This is a genomic window from Caulobacter mirabilis (assembly GCF_002749615.1).
Taxonomy (GTDB): Bacteria; Pseudomonadota; Alphaproteobacteria; order Caulobacterales; family Caulobacteraceae; genus Caulobacter; species Caulobacter mirabilis.
In genome coordinates, this window is sequence record NZ_CP024201.1 from 3,431,417 (window position 1) to 3,451,182 (window position 19,766).

At 69.5% G+C, this 19,766-nt stretch carries 5 protein-coding genes; 3 read left to right on the forward strand and 2 right to left on the reverse strand.

Annotation, left to right across the window (positions count from 1 at the left end; translation table 11 throughout):
• Positions 1 to 21 precede the first annotated feature (21 nt).
• A complete protein-coding gene (locus CSW64_RS16410) occupies positions 22 to 14,790 on the forward strand; it encodes a YDG domain-containing protein (protein WP_099623112.1) in 14,769 nt (4,922 codons plus the stop codon).
• 95 nt (positions 14,791 to 14,885) lie between these two features.
• A complete protein-coding gene (locus CSW64_RS16415; protein ID WP_099623113.1) occupies positions 14,886 to 15,410 on the forward strand; it encodes a GNAT family N-acetyltransferase in 525 nt (174 codons plus the stop codon).
• Positions 15,411 to 15,450: 40 nt separating this feature from the next.
• Here the strand turns inward: CSW64_RS16415 and katG are convergent, their stop codons facing one another.
• Positions 15,451 to 17,664, reverse strand: a complete 2,214-nt coding sequence (katG, locus tag CSW64_RS16420; protein WP_099623114.1) for a catalase/peroxidase HPI — start codon at positions 17,662 to 17,664, stop codon at positions 15,451 to 15,453.
• A gap of 235 nt (positions 17,665 to 17,899) precedes the next feature.
• Between katG and CSW64_RS16425 the strand changes: the two genes are divergently transcribed.
• The gene (locus CSW64_RS16425) at positions 17,900 to 18,805 is read left to right on the forward strand and encodes a LysR substrate-binding domain-containing protein (protein ID WP_099623115.1); all 906 of its coding nucleotides are present in this window, start codon (positions 17,900 to 17,902) and stop codon (positions 18,803 to 18,805) included.
• A 10-nt stretch (positions 18,806 to 18,815) separates the two neighbouring features.
• Here the strand turns inward: CSW64_RS16425 and CSW64_RS16430 are convergent, their stop codons facing one another.
• The gene (locus CSW64_RS16430; protein WP_245863737.1) at positions 18,816 to 19,649 is read right to left on the reverse strand and encodes an alpha/beta fold hydrolase; all 834 of its coding nucleotides are present in this window, start codon (positions 19,647 to 19,649) and stop codon (positions 18,816 to 18,818) included.
• Between the last annotated feature and the right edge of the window lie 117 nt (positions 19,650 to 19,766).

The following is a 19,766-nucleotide window of genomic DNA, read 5'->3' on the forward strand; positions in this document are numbered from 1 at the left end:
CTCCAGCGCCCGAGAACCGCCATGACCCGTCCTGCCCCCGCTCTTCGCAACCGCCGCCATCACCTGCTGGGCCGCACCGCCCTCGCCGGCCTCGGCGTCGCCGTCGTCATCGGCGCGACGCCGGCCGCGGCGCAGGTCACCGGGGTGGGGACGATCACGGGCACGAACAGCAACGGCGGCGCGGTGGGCGTCACCTCGGGCGGCGGCGTCACCGACATCACCACCAGCGCCAGCCGGTCGATCGTCAACTGGACCAGCCTGAACGTCACCACGTCCGAGCAGCTCAACTTCTACTTCAACAACCGCGACGACATCGTCGTGAACCGCACCGGTTCCGCCTCGATCGACGGCGTCCTCAACGGCTGCCTGGCCACCTGCGCGACCAACGGCGGCAACATCTGGATCCTGTCCTCCGGCGGCGTGCTGGTCGGCGGCAACGCCCGGATCAACACCGGCGGCTTCCTGGCCTCGACCGGCGGGCTGACCGACGCCGACATCCTCGACGGCGACATGAACTTCTCGTTCTCCGGCGCGCCGGCGGGCAGCGGGGTCATCGTGGCGACCGGCGCCCAGATCACCGCCAAGGGCGGAACCCTGGCCCTCATCGCTCCGGTGGTGAACGTCAACTCCGGCGCGACGCTGAACGCGACCGACGGCGGCGACGCCGTCTTCGGCTCGGCGGAAAACTACAACGTCACCTTCGCCCGGACCGCGACCGACGACCTCGACCTGATCACCTTCGAGGTGCCGTCCAGGTCCGACGGGGCCGGCGGCTCGCCCGTGCTGGCCCTGAACGGAACCGTCAACGCCAACCAGGTCCACGCGGCCATCGTCTCCAAGAGCGCGGTGGCGGCCAGCATCATCGTGGGCGGCGCGATCACCGCCACCACCGCCTCGGGCGAGAACGGCGACATCGTCCTGTCGGCCGGTTCCGGGTTCTTCGAGGGCGCCGCGCTCAACCCCGGGGGCGGGTTCGACGGGAGCATCACCCAGGACCCCGGCTCGATCCTGACGGCGACCAACGTGACGATGCGCGCGGCCGACAACATCGCCGTCAGCGAGATCAACGCCACGGGACAGGTCTGGCTCGACTCCGCCTGGGCGGGCATCAGCCAGACCGGCGCGATCAAGGCCGGCAGCCTGCGCGCCGAGGCCGCCGCCGGCATCGACCTGAGCAACGCCGGCAACGACTTCGACACCATCAGCCTGCTGGACAACAACGGCGCGGGCACGGTCAGCCTGACGGACCTCGACGGCTTCCAGATCACCGGCGCGGTCAACAACTGGGTCACGGCGGGGACGGTCAACCTGACCGCCCTGAACGGCTCGATCACGCAAAGCGGCATGGGCGTCATCTGGGCCGGGCGGCTGAACGCCAGCGCCACGGGCGACATCGCGCTGGGCAACCTCACCAACCACCTGACCACGCTGGGAACCCTGACGGCGGGCGGCGCCATCAGCTATCGGGGCGGCACGAACTTCAACCTCGACGGCGCCGTCACGGCTGCCAGCCTGACGCTGCGCTCGGACACGGGCGCCATCACCCAGACCGCCGGCAGCCTCAACGTCGCGCAGTTGTCGGCCCAGGCAGAGACCGGGATCAACCTCAACCGGGTCGGCAACGGGATCGCCGAGATCACCGGCCTGTCGACGACCTCCGGCGACATCGTCCTGATCAGCAACGGCAATCTGTCGCTCGCCGGGAACGTCAGCGCCGCTGCGGGAACGGTGTCGCTTCAGACCTTCACTGGCGGGATCACCCAGAACAGCGGGATCATCACGGCCGGCCTCTTCTCGGCCGTCGCCGACGCCGGCCTGACCTTCGGCGGCCAGAACCAGGTCGCCCAGCTAGGCGTCCTGACGGCCGGCGGAACCGGCGACATCCTCTTCCGCAACGCGGGCGCCCTGGTCCTGACCGCCAACGTCACCGCGGCCGGCGACGATGTGAGCCTGTACTCCACCACGGGCGGCATCACCCAGGACGCCGGCACGGCGATCACCGCCGGCACGCTCACGGCCGCTGCGGCAGGCGGCATCACGCTGGACAACAGCGGCAACAGCGTCGACACGATCAACGGCCTCTCGACCACCAGCGGCGACATCAGCTTCCGCACCACGACCAGCCTCAGCCTGAGCGGCGCCATCACCGCGCCCAGCAACGTCTCGTTGCGGGCCGACGGCGGGCACCTGCTCCAGTCCGCCGGGTCAATCACCGCCGACAAGCTCAATCTGCACGCCGCCGGCACCATCAGCCTGGGTCAGAATTCCGTCGCGAAGCTCGGCCGGATCAGCGCGGGCGGCGACTTCGTCACCAACGCCGCCGGCATGTCCTCCGGCGTGCTGGAGCTGACCGACGACATCACGACCGTCGGAAAGGCGGTTCTCTACAACCCCGGCGGCGTCAACCAGACCGGCGGCCGCATCCAGGCCAGCAGCCTCGTCTTCGACACCGGCTCCGGCAACCTGACCGCCTCCGGCCCCAATCAGGTGACCGGCCTCGTCGAGCTCATCGGCAACAATGTCACCTACAACGCGACCGGAGGCCTGGGCCTGTGGCTCAACGTCACCGGATCGGCGTCGATCACCACGGGCGGCAGCCTCGCGTTCACGGGCGGCAGCGCCTCCAGCGTCGGCGGAACCCTGAGTCTCGACGCGGCGACGGGCATCTACCAGCTCCGGGCGCTTTCCGCCGGCAGCTTCGGGACAATCATCAACCGCACGATCGGCGGCGTCGTCCTGAACAACGTCAGCAGCGCCATAAATCTGGCCGGAAACGTCACCGCCGCCGGCCAGAGCGTCTCGCTGCGGTCGAACACCGGCCAGATCGAGCAGACGGGCGGCGTCATCACCGCCGATGTCCTGAACCTCCAGGCAGCCGGCCGGATCTGGGTCAACAACGCCAACGCCGTCGCCACCCTCGGGCGCGTGATCGCCGGCGGCCACGTGCTGTTCCGGAACGACGGCAACACCGTCGTCGGCGACGACATCACCGCCAGCGGCTTCGACGTGACCCTGCGCTCGAACAGCGGCTCGATCACCCAGACCGCCGGCAGCGACATCACCTCGTCCTACCTCCAGGCCATCGCCGCGACCGGCATCACCCTGACCAACCTGGGCAACAACATCGGCGAGATCGCTTGGCTGGACGGCGGCAGCGGCGCCATCGCCTTCGGCCAGACGAATGGATTTGAGATCGACGGGCCCGTCTTCGGGGCCGGCAGGGTCGTCACCCTCTCGTCGGCGAGCGGCGACATCATGCAAAACGGCGGAGCCATCAACGCCGGAACCCTGAACCTGTCCGCCGGCGGCGCGATCGGGCTGGGCGGGAACAACAGCGCCACCAGTCTGGGAACGGTGTCCGCGGGCGGCGCCTTCGTGTTCCACAATCAGACCAACCTCGCGCTGACCGGCGACATCACTGTGGTCGGCCAGGTTCAGCTGAGCACGGCGAACGGCGGCGCGATCAACCAGACCGGCGGCGGGATCATCGCCGACCGGCTGCTGGTCAGCGCCGAGGGCGACATCACGCTCAACAGCATCACGAACGACGTCAGCTGGATCTATGGCCTCGCCAGCACCGGCGGCAACATCCTCTACCGCGACGCCAACAGCTTCGAGCTCCAGGGGAACATCACCACCGCTGTCGACAAGGGCGCGGTGCTGCGCACGGTCGCGGCCGGCGCCACGATCACCCAGGCAGCGGGCATCATCAACGTCGGCTACTTCGGCGCGAACACCAACGGCTCGATTACCCTCGACGGCGCCAACCGGATCCGGCGCCTCGTCGCGACCAGTTCCAGCGCGGGCGACGTCTCGATCAACACCACCACCGACCTCGCGATCGGCCAGCCGGTCACCGCCGGTCAGACTCTATCGCTGACCTCCGGCGGCCGGATCTACGAGGACAGCGCCGGCTACATCGTCGCCAACACCCTGAACCTGAGCGCCGTCACCGGCATCAGCCTGCCCCACGCCGGACCGATCTTCGTCAACAGCGTCCAGAACCTGGGGACGATCACCAATTCGACCAGCGGCGGCATCGTCATCGCCAACTACAGCGGCTCGAACACCCGGCTGACGGGCAATATCAGCGCGGCGGGCCAGTCGGTGTCGATCACCGACGTCGCGGGCGGGATCAACCAGGCCGGCGGGATCGTCACCGCCGATACGCTGTCGCTGTCGGCGACCGGCGCGATCAATCTCGGCGCCCAGAACGCCGTCATCAACCTCGGCGCCGTCACCTCGGGCGGAAACTTCACCTTCACCAACGCCAGCTGGCTGGAGCTGGATGGAGACATCAGCGCCGCCGGTCAGTCGGTGACGCTGAACGTCACCAACGGCGGCATTATCCAGAACAGCGGCGGCACGATCACCGCCAACCGGCTCAGCGCGACGACGACGCAGGGCGCCATCCTCGGCGAGCTGAACAACGTGGCGCAGCTCGGCGTCATCGATGTCGGGAGCCACAACTTCAGCTTCCGCACCGTGGGCGACCTGCTGATCGACGGCGACATCACCTCGACGCTGAACGTGCTTCTGACGTCAGCGAACGGCAGCATCACCCAGACGGCCGGCAGCGACATCACCGCCGGCGGACTGAATGTCTGGGCGCAGACCGGCATCAACCTGACCAACGCGGGCAACAACGCCACGCGCATCCTCGGCCTGATGAACCTGGGCAGCGGCGGCATCGCCTACGGCCAGACCAACGGCTTCCAGATCGACGGCACCGTCCGGGCGCTGAACCAGACGGTCAGCCTGACCTCGCTGGCCGGCGGCATCTCCGAGACCGGAAGCATCTTCTTCCCGCAGATCGAGGCCGGCACGCTCAACCTCTCGGCGGCCGGCGCGATCACGCTCCACCGCGACAACGACATCGACAACCTCGGCGTCGTCACCGCGGGCGGCGCCTTCACCTTCAACGACGTCGACGGCTTCAACCTGACGGGCAATTTGAACGTCGGGGCGCTGGTGCTGGACGCCCGAGCCGGCTCGATCGAACAGACCGGCGGAGTCATCACGGCGGCCAGCATCGACGCCGAGGCCAGCCAGAACCTTCTGCTGAACGGCGCCAACCAGATCACGTCCGTGACCGCCCTGAGGGCGACTGCGGGCGATCTGGTGTTCCGCCAGGCCGGGAATCTCTCCGTGCCGGCCACTTCGGCCGGCGGGTCGATCAGCCTCTATTCGAACACCGGCTCCGTCACCCAGACGGGCGCGATCACAGCAGCCACCCTGAATGTCGGCGCCGTGACCGGGATCACGCTCAATGACATGAGCAACGACATCGGCGCCCTCGGGACGCTGAACAACACCACCAGCGGCCAGATCAGCTTCACCAACGCCGACGGCTTCGATCTGACCGGCGCGATCACGGCTGGCGGGAGCCAGTTCGTGAGCCTGACCTCGATCTCCGGCGGGATCACCCAGCAGGTCGGCGGGACGATCACCGCCCAGGTCCTCTCGGTCAGCGCCTCGACCGGCGCGACGCTGGACGGGAACAACGATGTCGACTCGCTGGGGTCGATCATCGCCGGCCCCTCCTTCACATTCAAAGACGTCGACGACTTCGATATCACCGGCATGGTCTCCGGCGCGTCCGTGACCCTGAACGCCGGCGGCGCGATCACCCAGAGCACCGGCGTGATCAGCGGTGGAACCCTTTCGCTGACCGCCGCCTCCGCCACGCTGAACGGCCTCAACAACATCGGCGACCTGAGCGACGTCGACGTCAGCGGAAGCATGAGCTTCCAGGAGGTCGACGGCTTCAACCTGACCGGCGCCGTCGGCGTCGACGGGACGCTTTCGCTCACCTCCGGCGGCGCGATCGAGCAGACGGGCGGCGCGGTCACGGTCGGAACCCTGAACGCGACCTCGGCCACCGGCGGCATCACGCTGCAGCAGACCGGCAACGTGTTCGGGAATCTGGGAACGCTGTCGAGCAGCTTTGCCGTCAAGATCAATAGCGGCGGCGGCTACAACCTGACCGGCGACGTCACCGCCGCCGATCTCTTCCTGTCGTCCGGCGGAGCCATCACCCAGAGCGGCGGCGCGATCCGCGCCGGCAACATCTGGGCCGGCGCCGTCAGCGGCCTCAGCCTGACCAGCGCCACGAACGACATCGACACCATCTGGTCCCTCTCGCTCACCGGCGTCGGCAGCATCGACTATGTCGATACAGACGGGTTCACGCTGGGCGGCGGGATCACTACGTCGGGGGCCGTGTCGCTGACGGCCGGCGGAACGGGTTCGATCACCCAGGATCCCACCGCCTTCATCTTCGCCAGCACGCTTTCTCTGGCCGCCGGCGGCGACGTCTCTGCGACCGGGAACAACGACGTCGACACGGTCAACCTGAGCGGCGCGAACGTCAGCTTCAGGAACGGCGACACCTTCGCCGCCAATGTGATCACGGCGACCGGCGCGGTCAGCCTGACCTCCAGCACCGGCAAGATCACCCAAACCGCGCTCACCGGCCGGATCGTCGCCGGCAGCCTGACCGCCTCGGCGGCGACGGGGCTGGAGTTCTTCGGCGGCCAGAACGACATCGCGACCCTCGCCGGACTCAGCAGCACCAGCGGCGGCGTCACCTACCGCGACAGGGGCGGCTTCGATATCGCCGGGAACATCACGGCGGCCGGACAGCTGGTCGAGCTGGTCTCCGACGGAACCGGCGCGGACGGAAACAACATCACCCAGAGCGGCGGCGTCATCACGGCGAGCCGCCTGACCGGAACCTCGGCCGGCGACTTCCTGCTGACCCAGGCCAACGTCGTCGGCCGCATCGACGCGCTGAACGCGGGCGGCGCCCTGACCTACCGCGGCGCGGGCAACGTCGAGCTGTGGGGCAACCTGTCGGCCGGGACCACGCTGAACCTGGTCTCCGACACCGCGTCGGTCCTGCAGCAGGGCGGCGCCATCTCCGCGCAGACCCTGAGCGGATCGGCCGCGCTGGACATCCAACTGTCCCGCCTGAACGACGTCGACAATCTCGGCGCCATCACCGTCTCGAGCGGCCAGTTCTCGTTCCGCGACACAGACAGCTTCAACATCGCCGGCGCGGTATGGGTGTCCAGCGCCATCACGCTCCAGGCCGGGACCGACATCGTCCAGACCACCGGCAGCCTGACGACCGGCGGGCTCTCGGTGTTCGCCAACGGCCTGATCGACCTGGGCGGGCCGGGCAACGACATCAACAGCCTGGCCGCCGGCTTCGCGGGGAGCGACTTCCGCTTCGCCGACGTCAACGGCTTCTCCCTGGACGGCAACGTCTTCGCGGGGGGGGTGATGACCCTCTCCGCCGCCGCCGGAACCATCGACCAGAACGACGGCGTTCTGACCGCCGCGACCCTCAACGCCAGCGCGGCGAACGAGCTCAACCTGACCAAGGCCAACGCCGTGGCGACGCTCGGGAACCTGTCGGCCGGCAACCGGATCTATTTCGCCAGCGCCGACAGTTTCTCGATCGCCGGAAACCTCGCCAGCGATCTGATCGTGCTGGCGTCCCTCGACGGCGGCGTCACTCAAACGGGCGGCGCGATCACCGCGGCCTCGCTGGCCGTGGACGCGAAGCTCAATGTCGCCCTTGGTCAGGCCGGGAACGATGTCGACACGCTCAGCTACGTCACGGTCCGCAACGGCGACTTCACCTTCCGGGACAGCGACTCGCTGAGCGTCAGCGGTCCGATGTCGCTCAGCGGCGTCGCGACCTTCAACGTCGGCGGAGATCTGACTCAGACCGCGGCGGGGATCATCGCCGCCCAACGGGTCCAGGGCAGCGCCGCCAACGTCTTCGACCTGGCCGCCGCGAACAACCTCGTCACGCAGCTGGGCCCGATCACCGCCGCCAGCATCGGCTTCAAGGCCGACGGCGCGCTCGACATCATCGGCGACCTGACCGCCACCAACATCGTCTCCCTCGTTTCCCGAGGAACGCTCAGCCAGTCCGGCGGCGTCGTGATCGGCGACACCCTGTCGGCGGAGTCGCTCGAAGGCGACGTCGATCTGGGCGCCGCCAACACTGTCGCCTACGTCCAGAGGCTGCGGGCCTCGAGCGGAGACGTCACCTTCCGCAATGGCCAGGGCTTCGAGCTGACCGGGGCGGCGGGCGACATCCTGGCCGACGGCGCGATGACGCTGACCGCCGACACGGGCGGCATCCATCAGTCGGGCGCCGGCCTGCAGGCGACGACCCTGATCGCGACGGCGGCCGACGACGTCGTGCTGAATCTGGTCAACCAGGTCGCGAACCTCGGCGCGATCTCGGCGGGCGGCGATTTCGTTTTCGCCAACCATGGCGATCTCGCGCTGACCGGCGACATCACGACCGGCGCCGGCAAGACCGTCGATCTCGCCTCCGTCAACGGATCGATCACCCAGACCGGCGGCGTGATCACGGCTGGCCTGCTCAAGGGCTCGGCCGTGACCGGAGCGTCGTTCGGCCGCGACAACGCCGCCGACCAACTGGGCGCCTTCAGCGTCGCCAGCGGCGACTTCCTCTACAACGGCGCGGGGAGCATCTTCATCTCCGGCCTGATCAGCGTCGCCTCCGGCAACCGGATCACCCTGACCACCGACGGGGGGCTGATCTCCACAGGCGGCGTCGGCCGCCTGGTCGGCGGCTCGCTCGTGGCCGGCGCGAGCGGCGACATCGGGCTACAGGGCGACATCGACCGGATCGAAGGCCTCGTCAGCACGAACGGAGACATCGCCTGGGTCGACGACGACGGCTTCGAGCTGGCCGGCGACGTCACGGGCCGCCAGGTCGTCTTCAACGCGACGGGCGATATCGTCCAGACCGCGGGCGTGATCCGCGCCGACGACACGTTCCGCGTCAACAACTGGCTCGGCGACACGACGCTGAACGGCGCCAACCAGATCCGAAGCCTGGGCTACATCCACGCCTTCGGGTCCTTCTCGCTGGTCAACGCCGGCTCGCTGACCATCCGCAACGTCATGGACGTCGGCGGCGACCTGACCCTCAGGACCACGGCCGGCGATATCGTCCAGACCGGCGCGACGACGCTCATCGGCGACGACGTCACGATCACCGCCGCCGGCCTGCTCGACCTGAAGCAGGCCTCCGCGCGCGACGACATGACGCTGAACGGGGAAAGCATCGTCGCCTCGGCCCTCGCCCTGACGGGCGCCGGCGCCGACCTCGAAGGCGACAACTACAACCTGACCATCACCAGCACCTCGGGCGGCGTCCGGTTGGGGGCCGCCAGCGTCGGCGCCATCACGACCGACAACAGGCTCGAGCGTCTCGCCGGCTCCGGCGCGGTCACGATCAACTCCGCCGGCGAAGTCGCCATCAACCTCGACAGCGCCAACGCCGAGATCGGTTTCACCGCGGCGGGGCAGGCTCGGGTCTTCCTCGCCAACGGCGATCTCGACCTCGCCGACATCTCGGCGACCGGCTTCTCGCTGACCGCCCGGAACGGCGAGCTGAACGCCGACAGCGTCACGATCGGCGGCGGCGACTACATCGTCGAGGCTCAGGACTTCACCGGCTCGGCGCTGAACCTCACCGGCACGGCCCGCGACATCTCGATCACCGACACCGTCGGCGACCTGACCCTGGTCGCGAACCTCGCGGCCCAGCGCAACCTGACGATCAGCGCGGCCGTCAAGGTGCTCCAGAGCGGGTCCGTCGGCCTGGTCGCCGGCGCCGACCTGATCGAGCGCGGCGACCTCACGATCAACGCCCTGGGGATCACCGTCGACACCATCGGGGCGGACGGGAACGTCACCCTCAACGCCGGCAACGGCGTCGTCGACGTCGCCACCCTGGTCGTGGGCCAGGACTACAACCTGACCGGCGGCTGGTTCTCGAACGGCGCCCTGACGCCGCTCGGCGGGACCTTCGGGACCTGGACGCTCAACGCCGCGGGTCCTCTCGACTTCACCGGCCTGACGCTGACCTACAACGGCGACATCAACATCCGCGCCGGCGGCGACATCACAGGCCAAATCGTGCAGTCGATCATGGGGTCGGTGACGATCGACAACACCTCCCTCATCGACGTCGGCGGCCTCTACGCCGGCGAAGGCGTCCGGGTGTCGACGACCGACCGGCTGGTCCTCGGCAGCGCCACCGCCTCGGCGGGCGACGTCGACCTCGCCGGCGGCGAGGTCTCGGTCAACGGCCTGCTCGACGCTTCCGGCGAGGTGCGGGCCGCCGCGTCCAACGGCGCCGCCGACATCGCCGCGGCCAAGGCCGGCGGAAACATCCTCGTCACGGCGACCAACGGCGACGCCCGGCTGGGCGCGGCGAACCTGGCCGGCCTGACCGGAGACCTGACGGTCTCGGCGACCGGCGGCAGCGCGATCCTCGGCGCGATCGACGCCCTGAGCATCAGCACGGACAACGTCGTCACCCGTGCGACGGGCGGGGCCGGAACCGTCAGCGTCACCGCCGACACCGGCGATGCGCGGGTCTATCTCGACAACATCGGCACGACCCTGAACCTGCTGCAGGGCGGCAATGTCGACGTCGCCGTGGCGACCGGCGCGGTGACGATCGGCGCGCTCACGGCGCTGAACGGCGACATCGACGTCGAGACCCTCGACGGCGCCCTCACCGTGGGCGCGACCACGGCCGCCAACGGCGGCGTCTGGCTCAAGTCGAGGGGCGGCGACCTGATCCTGACCGGCGACGTATTCGGCCAGAGCCAGGTCAGCATCGACACGAACGGCCGCCTCGACGGCGCCCTGGCGAGCCTGATCCGCAGCGACGGCTCGCTCGACCTCCTGGGCGCCAGCATCAACGTCGGCCGGATCGAAGCCGGTCAGGACATCACGGCCGCCGCGCTCGACGGCGACGCCTATGTGGAGTTCGCCGGCTCCGGCGGCCTCCTCCAGATCGGATCGGCGACGGGGAACGCCACGCTGCGGGGCGCCGAGGCCGCGAACGGCATTCTCGTCGTCGCCGAGCGCACCGCCACGTTCGGCGCCGACACGGCGGCGTCGATCGGAGCGGGCAACTACGGGATCGCCGGCAGCTGCGGCTGCGCGGGCGGCATCGTGGTCGCGTCCACGGGCGATGGCGGACGCGCCGTCGTGAATCTCGGCAGCGTGGTCGGCGAGTTCCAGGCGATCAGCGCCCTGCGGGGCGATGTGGACGTCAACCTGCTCACCGGCAATCTCACGATCGGCGAGCTTTCGGGCCGCAACATCACCGTCAAGGTGGCGGCCGGAACGATCGAAACCGGGTTCGGCGGCTCGCCCGTCGGCGCGAACGTGACCGGCGGCAGCTACAGCATCACCGCCCAGGGCTTCCTAGGCGACGTCCTGAACCCCTTGCTCCAGGACGAATTCGGCGCCCCGGCGACGCTGCGGAACTACACCATCGTCGACACGCTCGGCGGCCTGGACATGACCGGCGTTTCGGTCGCGGCCCAGGGCGAGATCAAGATCGAGGTCCAAGGCGGCGGCGCGCTGACCGGCGACGCCCAGCTCTCCTCGGGCGGCGACCTGACGATCGCGGCCACGGCCATCCAGGCCGGGGCTCTCTCGGCCGGCGGCGATCTCGACCTCAACGCCAGCGGCGGCGCGGTCGACATCGCGACCAACGTCACGGTCGGCGGGAACTACACCCTTACCGGCCAGGACTTCTCGGCGGCCGCGCTCAGCCCGCTGGGCGCTCGTGCCGGGACCTTCCGGATCCGGGACACTCTGGGCGACCTCGACTACTCCGCCGCGACGCTGCGCTACGGCGGCGACATCATCATCGACGCGGCCGATCGCATCGTCGGGGGCGACATCGTCAGCACGGACGGCGACATCCGGATCCAGGCCCAGACGATCGACGCCGGCATGCTGTCGGCCGAACGCGGCAAGGTCGACGCCTATGCCTACGGCCCTGGCGGGGTCTCAGTGGCCTCGGCCCGGGCGGAGGATTGGATCTATCTGTACGCTTCGACCGGCAAGGTCACGCTCGGCGCCGCCGCCCTGCTCGGCACGGGCGCCAACACCCTGAACCTGCTGAGCGAAGGCGCCTCGGACGTGGTGCTGGGCAGCGCTCTACCCGGCGGGATCGGCGCGGCCAACGTCTTCACCTCGGCCGGATCCAGCACGACGTCGAGCGTCAGCAGCAGCGGCGGCTCCGCCTTCGTCCACCTCAACGCCTCCGACGCCATCGGCTCGGTCTTTGGGGCGCAGAACGTCGGGATCGTGGTCAACACCGGCGACGTCGCCATTGGCTCCGTGCACGCCTTGGCCGGAAACGCTGACATCCGGGGTCCCGTCGGCCGGCTGACCGTCGGGACGCTGACCGCGGGCGGCGACGCCGACGTCACCGGCGCGAACCTGTCGCTGACCGACGCCGCCGTCGCCGGCGATCTGATCGTCGACGTCTCCGGCGACATCCGTTTCGAGGGCCCAGCGGGCGGACGTTCCGGCCAGGTCAAGGCCGGGGGCGAGATCTCCCTCGCCGCCGGCGGCGCCATTTCCCAGGACGGATCGGCCCGCCTTGAGGCCGCCGGCCTGACGATCGTCGCCGATCACGGCGCCAGCCTGCTGGGCGGCAACGACGTCGCCGCCCTGCGCGGCGTCGTCACCCTGGCCGGCGGCTTCGCCTACAACAGCGCGCGCAGCGCCGGGCTCCATATCGCCGGGCCGATCAACGCCGCCGGACAGACGGTGGACCTGCGCGTTCTCCACGGCCCCCTCACCCAGTCCGTGGCAGGGATCCTCACCGCCGACACCCTGACGGGGTCGTTCGGCGGCGGGGCGGACCTGCGGGCGGCCAACATGATCGCCAGGCTGGGCGCCGTCTCCATCGCCGACGGCGGCCTCTTCCTGAACGTCGATCGGATGCTGACGATCGCGGGCCTTGTCGCGGCTCCGGGCGCCATCACCATACAGTCGGATGCGATGACCATCGCCTCCACCGGCGCCGTTCGATCGACGGCGGCCGGCGACGCCGTGGTCCTGGCGGCGAACGGGGTCTTCACCAACCAGCGAGGCGTCGATGCGGTCCAGGCCCAGGACGGCCGCTGGCTGATCTACAGCCAGGCCTACAACGACCCGACCGGCTCCACCGCGACAGACCAATACGGCGGCCTGGGCGGCAAGAGCTACTACGGCGTCGGCTACGACTTCGCCGGCGGCGGCTTCGGCGCCGCGGTCGGAGCGGGCAATCGCTTCGTCCATGCCTACCGGCCGACCATCACCTTCACGCCGATCAGCAAGACGATGACCTACGACGGCTTCATTCCGGGGATCGGCGTGACTGTCAGCGGCGTCCTGGGACACGACGTCGGCGCCGATCCGTACGCCGGCTCGCCGCTGCTCTCGGGGAACACCAGCAAGAACGCCGGGACCTACCTGCTGACCGCGAGCCTGGGTTCGCTGGTTTCCGACATGAACTACGACTTCGCGTTCGGGACCGGCACGCTGATCATCGATCCGAAGGTCCTGACCGGCGTGGTCAGCGCCCAGAACAAGACCTACGACGGCACGACCGCCGCCAACGGCGCCATCGCCCTGACCGGCGTGGTCGCGGGCGACGCCGTGACGGTGGAAGCCCTTTACGCCTTCGCCGACAAGAACGCCGGCGCGGGTAAGACGGTGACGGCTTCGGGGGTCGCGCTCGGCGGCGCCGACGCCGGCAACTATGTCCTGAGCCCGGTCAGCACCGCCCTGGCGGACATCCTGCGCCGGGACATCACGGCCATCGTCACAGCGCACGACAAGACCTATGACGCCACCCGCGCCGCCACCGGCACGCTGGTTCTGAGCGGCGTCCTCGCCGGCGACGACCTGTCGATCACCGGCGACCTGCTGTTCGCCGACAAGAACGCCGGAACGGGCAAGGTGGTCTCGGTCGCCAACGCTCAGATCTCGGGCGCCGACGCCGGCAACTACAACGTCGTCGTCGGGACCGATGTCGCGGACATCGCACGCAGGACCCTCACCGGCGTCCTCACCGCCAACAACAAGACCTACGACGGCACGACCGCGGCCACCGGCGCGCTGGTCGTCAACGGTCTGATCGCCGGCGACGACGCCGCCGTGAACGCGACCTTCAGCTTCGGCGACAAGAACGCCGGGACCGGCAAGGCGGTCACCGCCAACGCCGTCCTGTCGGGCGCCGACGCCGGCAACTACGAGCTGAGCCCGATCGGAACCGCCCTGGCCGACATCCTGCGCAAGGCCGTCACCGTCTCTGTCGTGGTCAACAACAAGACCTATGACGGCGCGACGAACGGCAGCGGCTCGGTGACCCTGACCGGCATTCTCGCCGGTGAGCAAGTCACGGCGACCGGCGGGACCTACACCTTCGCCGACCGCAACGCCGGAACCGGCAAGACGGTCGCCATCGCGGGCATCACCCTGACGGGTTCGGGCTCGGGCAACTACGAGCTGGTCGGGGTCCCGACCAGCGCCCTGGCCGACATCCTGCGTCGCCAAGTCTCGGTGGCGGCCGACGGCAAGACCAAGCTGTTCGGCCAGCTCGATCCGGCGCTGACCTATCGTCTCACGGCCGGCTCTCTGGTCGCTGGCGACGGTTTCAGCGGCGGCTTGACCCGCGCTGCGGGCGAGAATTTCGGCAGCTACCTGATCAGCCAGGGCACGCTGACGCTGGGCGGCAACTACGAGATCCTGTTCACGCCGGGAACGTTCGAGATTCGCCCGGTCCCGGGCAGCGGCCAGGACGGCGGCGACGCCTTCCGGCTCCTGCGCCAACCGGGCGGGTTCGACCTCCAGTGGGATCCGAGCCAGAACTTCACCTTCGGCCGCGAGCCGATCTGCCTCAGCTCGACGGGCTGCACGCCCGCCGAGTAGCGCGATCCGGCCCGGCGCGAGGTCCCGCACCCGCGCCGCCAAGGAACGCCTCCCCGCCTCCGCCGTTTGAACCGGCGACGGCGGTGGAGGCGTCCATGGCGCAGGTGCGATCCCACGGTTCCGAACCTGAAGCGAAGCCGCCCGGGCCTAAGGCGGGCGTCCGCGTCTCGATCCGCGCCGTTCGCCCGGACGACGCCGAGCGGATCGCCGACATGGTCGAACGCTCCGCGCCGATCGATGTGTTGTTCCGGTTCGGAACGCCCTTCCGGCGCCTGCCGCCGGATCTGGCCCGACGACTGGCCGGCATCGACCTGTCGCGCGACATGGCCTTCGTCGCGGAGGCTGAGGGTCAGATTTTGGGCGTGGCCAGGATGGCGCGCGATCCGGACGAGACGTCCGCCGAGATCGCCGTGATGGTCCGCAGCGACGCCCAGGAGCACGGCCTTGGCCGCCTGCTCATGGATCGCCTGGCCGAGCACGCCCTGACGCATGGCGTGCGCTCGCTCTGGGGTCTGGTCCGCTCGGACAACGCCCTCGTCCTCGCCCTGGCTCAGGAAGCCGGTTTCACCCAGGTGTCGGCCGGCCTGGACGGCGTCCGCATCGAGCGGAATCTGGCCTGATAACGGAGCGCGGCCCGCAGGCGAGCCGCGCTCCTATTCATCAGGCGAGATCGAACCGGTCGAGGTTCATCACCTTGGTCCAGGCCGCCACGAAGGCGTCCACGAAGGCCTTCTCAGAGTCAGCCTGGGCGTAGACCTCGGCCAGGGCCCGGAGCTGGGAGTTCGACCCGAAGATCAGGTCGACGCGCGTGCCCGTCCACTTCAGGTCGCCGCTGGCGCGGTCCCGCCCTTCAAACGTCGCCTCTTCGTCGGAAGTCGCGGTCCAGGCGGTGCGCATGTCGAGCAGGTTGACGAAGAAGTCGTTGCTCAACACGCCGGGCCGCTTGGTGAGCACCCCGTGGGCGCCGCCGTCGACGTTGGCGCCGAGCACCCGCAGACCGCCGACGAGCACGGTCATCTCCGGCGCGGTCAGGGTGAGGAGCTGGGCCCGGTCGACCAGCAACTCCTCCGCCGTCAGCGGAGAGTCCGTGTTCAGGTAGTTGCGGAAGCCCTCGGCCTTCGGCTCCAGAACGGCGAAGGACTCGACGTCGGTCTGCTCCTGCGCGGCGTCGGTGCGGCCGGGCGTGAACGGAACCTCGACGGCGTGGCCGCCCGCCTTGGCCGCCTGCTCCACGGCCGCCGAACCCGCCAGCACGATCAGGTCCGCCAGCGACACCTTCTTGCCGCCGGACTGAGCGGCGTTGAAGGCCGATTGAACGCCCTCCAGCTTGGACAGCACCGTCGCCAGCTGAGCCGGCTGGTTCACCGCCCAGTCCTTCTGCGGGGCCAGGCGGATGCGGGCGCCGTTGGCGCCGCCGCGCTTGTCCGAACCGCGGAAGGTCGAGGCCGAGGCCCAGGCGGCGGAGATCAGCTGCGCCGGGGTCAAACCGGTCGCCAGGATCTTGGCCTTCAGGTCGCGGATATCGGCGGCGTCGATCAGCGGGTGGTCGACCGCCGGCACCGGGTCCTGCCAGATCAGGTCCTCCTTCGGCACCCAGGGTCCGCGATAGCGGGCGCGGGGGCCCATGTCGCGGTGGGTCAGCTTGAACCAGGCGCGGGCGAAGGCGTCGGCGAACTGGTCCGGGTTCTCGTGGAACCGCTTGGAGATCGGCCCGTAGATCGGGTCGAGCCGCAGCGCCAGGTCGGTGGTCAGCATCATCGGCGGATGCGACTTCGACGCGTCGTGGGCGTCCGGCGCCCTGGGGCCGGAGTCGGGGTTCTTCGGCGTCCACTGATTGGCGCCGGCCGGGCTCTTGGTCAGCTCCCACTCGTGCCCGAACAGGGTGTCGAAGAAGCCGTTGTCCCACTTGATCGGGTTCGGGGTCCAGGCGCCTTCCAGGCCGCTGGTGATGGCGTCGCCGCCTCGCCCGCTGCCGTGGGCGTTTTTCCAGCCGAGCCCCTGCTCGACGATGCCGGCGCCTTCCGGCTCGACCCCGACCAGCGAGGCGTCGCCGGCGCCGTGCGCCTTGCCGAAGGTGTGGCCGCCGGCGATCAGGGCGACCGTCTCCTCGTCATCCATGGCCATGCGCGCGAAGGTCTCGCGGATGTCCCGCGCCGCCGCCAGCGGGTCAGGCTTGCCGTTGGGGCCTTCCGGATTGACGTAGATCAGGCCCATCTGAACCGCGGCCAGCGGCCGGTCGAGCTCACGATCGCCCTTGTAGCGGGCGTCGCCCAGCCAGACGTCCTCGGCGCCCCAATGGACGTCGTCCTCGGGCTCCCAGACATCCTCGCGGCCGAAACCGAAGCCGAACAGCTTGAAGCCCATGGTCTCCATGCCGACGTCGGCGGCCAGGATCATCAGGTCGGCCCAGCTGATGCTGTTCCCGTACTTCTGCTTGATCGGCCACAGCAGCCGGCGCGCCTTGTCCAGGTTGCCGTTGTCCGGCCAGCTGTTCAGTGGCGCGAACCGCTGCGTGCCCGAGCCCGCGCCGCCGCGACCGTCGCCGATGCGGTAGGTGCCGGCGCTGTGCCAGGCCATGCGCACGAACAGCGGGCCGTAATGGCCATAGTCGGCGGGCCACCAGTCCTGGGAGTCGGTCTGCAGCGCCCGCAGGTCCGCCTTCAGCGCCTCGACATCCAGCTCTTCGAGCGCCTTGGCGTAGCTGAACGCCGGGCTCATCGGACTGACCAGCGACGAATGCTGGGAGAGGATCTTCAGGTTCAGCTGGTTGGGCCACCAGTCGCGGTTCGACCGTCCCCCAAAACTCGTGTGGAACCGGACGCCATGTTTCAGCGGGCACTTGGTCGTCGGCTCGACGAGGTCGTTTCCATCCATCTTCGGTCTCCGGTCCTGCTAGCGGTTTCGACATGACCCGCGGGGGCGGCCTTGATCGCCGGCGCTGCGGCCCCCGACGGGCGGGCGCCTCAACGAAACTCTCGGCGGCTGGCTCTGTTTCCTCGCGGCCTCTCTCTCGGATTGCCGGCCGAAGTGTGCGTCCAAACTCGCGATAAAGAGAAGCGCCAAACCTCAATGAGTGCGATAGGCTTTGCCTATCATAGAGGCGCGCCGCATGAATCTTCGGGACCTTCGCTACCTACTGGCCGTGGCCGAGCATGAGCATTTCGGACGCGCCGCCCGGGCCTGCGGCGTCAGCCAGCCGACGCTGTCGGTCCAGATCCGGAAGCTGGAAGAGCTGATGGGCGTCGCCCTGTTCGAACGCAGCAGCAAGACCGCCGCGCCGACCGCCGCCTGCCTGCAGCTGATCGGCCACGCCCGCGCCGCCGTGACGGCGGCCGAGGCCATCCTGGCCACCGCCCGGAACCTGCGCGATCCGCTGGCCGGACGGTTCCGGCTCGGCATCATCCCGACGCTGGCCCCCTACCTGCTGCCGCTGGTCTTTGCCCCCTTGCGCGAAGCCCTGCCCGATCTCGAGGTGGAGCCGTGGGAGGACCAGACCGCCGCCCTGCTCGCCCGGCTGCGCGCGCATGAGCTCGACGCCGCCCTGCTGGCCACGGACGTCGACGGACCCGACCTGCTGAGCCTGCCTCTGTTCGCTGAGCCCTTCCTGGCCGCGCTTCCGCCCGAGCACCCCCTCGCTGATCAGTCGGTGATCGCCGAGACCGACCTGGCCGGCGACATCCTCGTGCTGGCGGACGGTCACTGCCTTCGCGACCAGGCCATGGAAGCCTGCGGGCAGGAGGCCGCGCTGGGCGGGGCGCTGCGGGCCGCCAGCTTGTCGACCCTGCTGAACATGGTCGCCGCGGGATACGGCACGACCCTGGTTCCGGGCCTCGCGGCGGGCGCCGCGCAGGACGCGGGGATCGTCCTGCGTCCCCTCGCCGCCCGGGCCGGACGCACCGTGCGCATCGCCTGGCGCGCCCACTACCCACGCCGCTCCGCCGTGGAAGCCGTGGGCGAGGTCGTGGCCGATCGTCTCCGGGGCTTCGCGCAGGGCGCCGCCGCCGGAACGATCTAGGCGCCCCTCCTCAGGCGCGGATGAACGCCAGCAAATCCGGGTTCACGACATCCGGATTGATGGTGCAGAGCCCGTGACCGAGCCCTGGATAGATCTTCAGCGTCCCCTTCTTGAGCAGCGGCGCCGACATCTTGGCGGCCGAGCCGATCGGGACGATCTGGTCGTCGTCCCCGTGCATCACCAGCGTCGGAACGGCGATCGCCTTCAGGTCCTCGGTGAAGTCGGTCTCGGAGAAGGCCTTGATGCAGTCGTAGTGCGCCTTGGCGCCGCCCATCATGCCCTGCCGCCACCAGTTGGCGATGACGCCTTCCTGAGACTTCGCGCCCGGTCGATTGAAGCCGTAGAACGGCCCGGCCGGCACATCGCGGTAGAACTGCGCCCGGTTGGCGACCAGGGCGGCGCGAAAGCCGTCGAACACCTCGACCGGCAGGCCGCCGGGGTTGTTGGGCGTCTTGACCATGATCGGCGGCACCGCCCCGATCAGCACCGCCTTGGCCACACGTCCGCCGCCGCCATGACGGGCGACGTAGCGCGCCACCTCGCCGCCGCCCGTGGAATGACCGACATGGATCGCGCCCTTCAGATTCAGCGCGGCGGCCAGTTCCGCCACGTCGGCGGCGTAGGTGTCCATCTCGTTGCCGGTCCAGGTCTGGGTCGAGCGACCATGACCTCGCCGATCGTGCGCAATCACGCGATACCCCTGAGCCAGGAAGAACAGCATCTGGTTATCCCAGTCGTCCGCGCTCAGCGGCCAGCCGTGGTGGAACACGATCGGCTGCGCGTCCTTGGGACCCCAGTCCTTGTAGTAGATCTCCGTTCCGTCCTTGATCTGGATCTTGGGCATGGTCTGGTCTCCGGAAGGGTCGTGGGATGGTCGTTCACCTGCGATCAGCGCGGTCGGAACCGTAAGGCCGACGCCCAGGCCGCCCGCGGCGGCGAGCACGTCGCGACGAGAACACGC

Coding starts and splice junctions, on each gene's coding strand:
- katG (WP_099623114.1), bottom strand. CDS start 17,664: ATGGATGGAAACGACCTCGTCGAGCCGACGACCAAGTGCCCGCTGAAA.
- CSW64_RS16425 (WP_099623115.1), top strand. CDS start 17,900: ATGAATCTTCGGGACCTTCGCTACCTACTGGCCGTGGCCGAGCATGAG.
- CSW64_RS16410 (WP_099623112.1), top strand. CDS start 22: ATGACCCGTCCTGCCCCCGCTCTTCGCAACCGCCGCCATCACCTGCTG.
- CSW64_RS16430 (WP_245863737.1), bottom strand. CDS start 19,649: ATGCCCAAGATCCAGATCAAGGACGGAACGGAGATCTACTACAAGGAC.
- CSW64_RS16415 (WP_099623113.1), top strand. CDS start 14,886: ATGGCGCAGGTGCGATCCCACGGTTCCGAACCTGAAGCGAAGCCGCCC.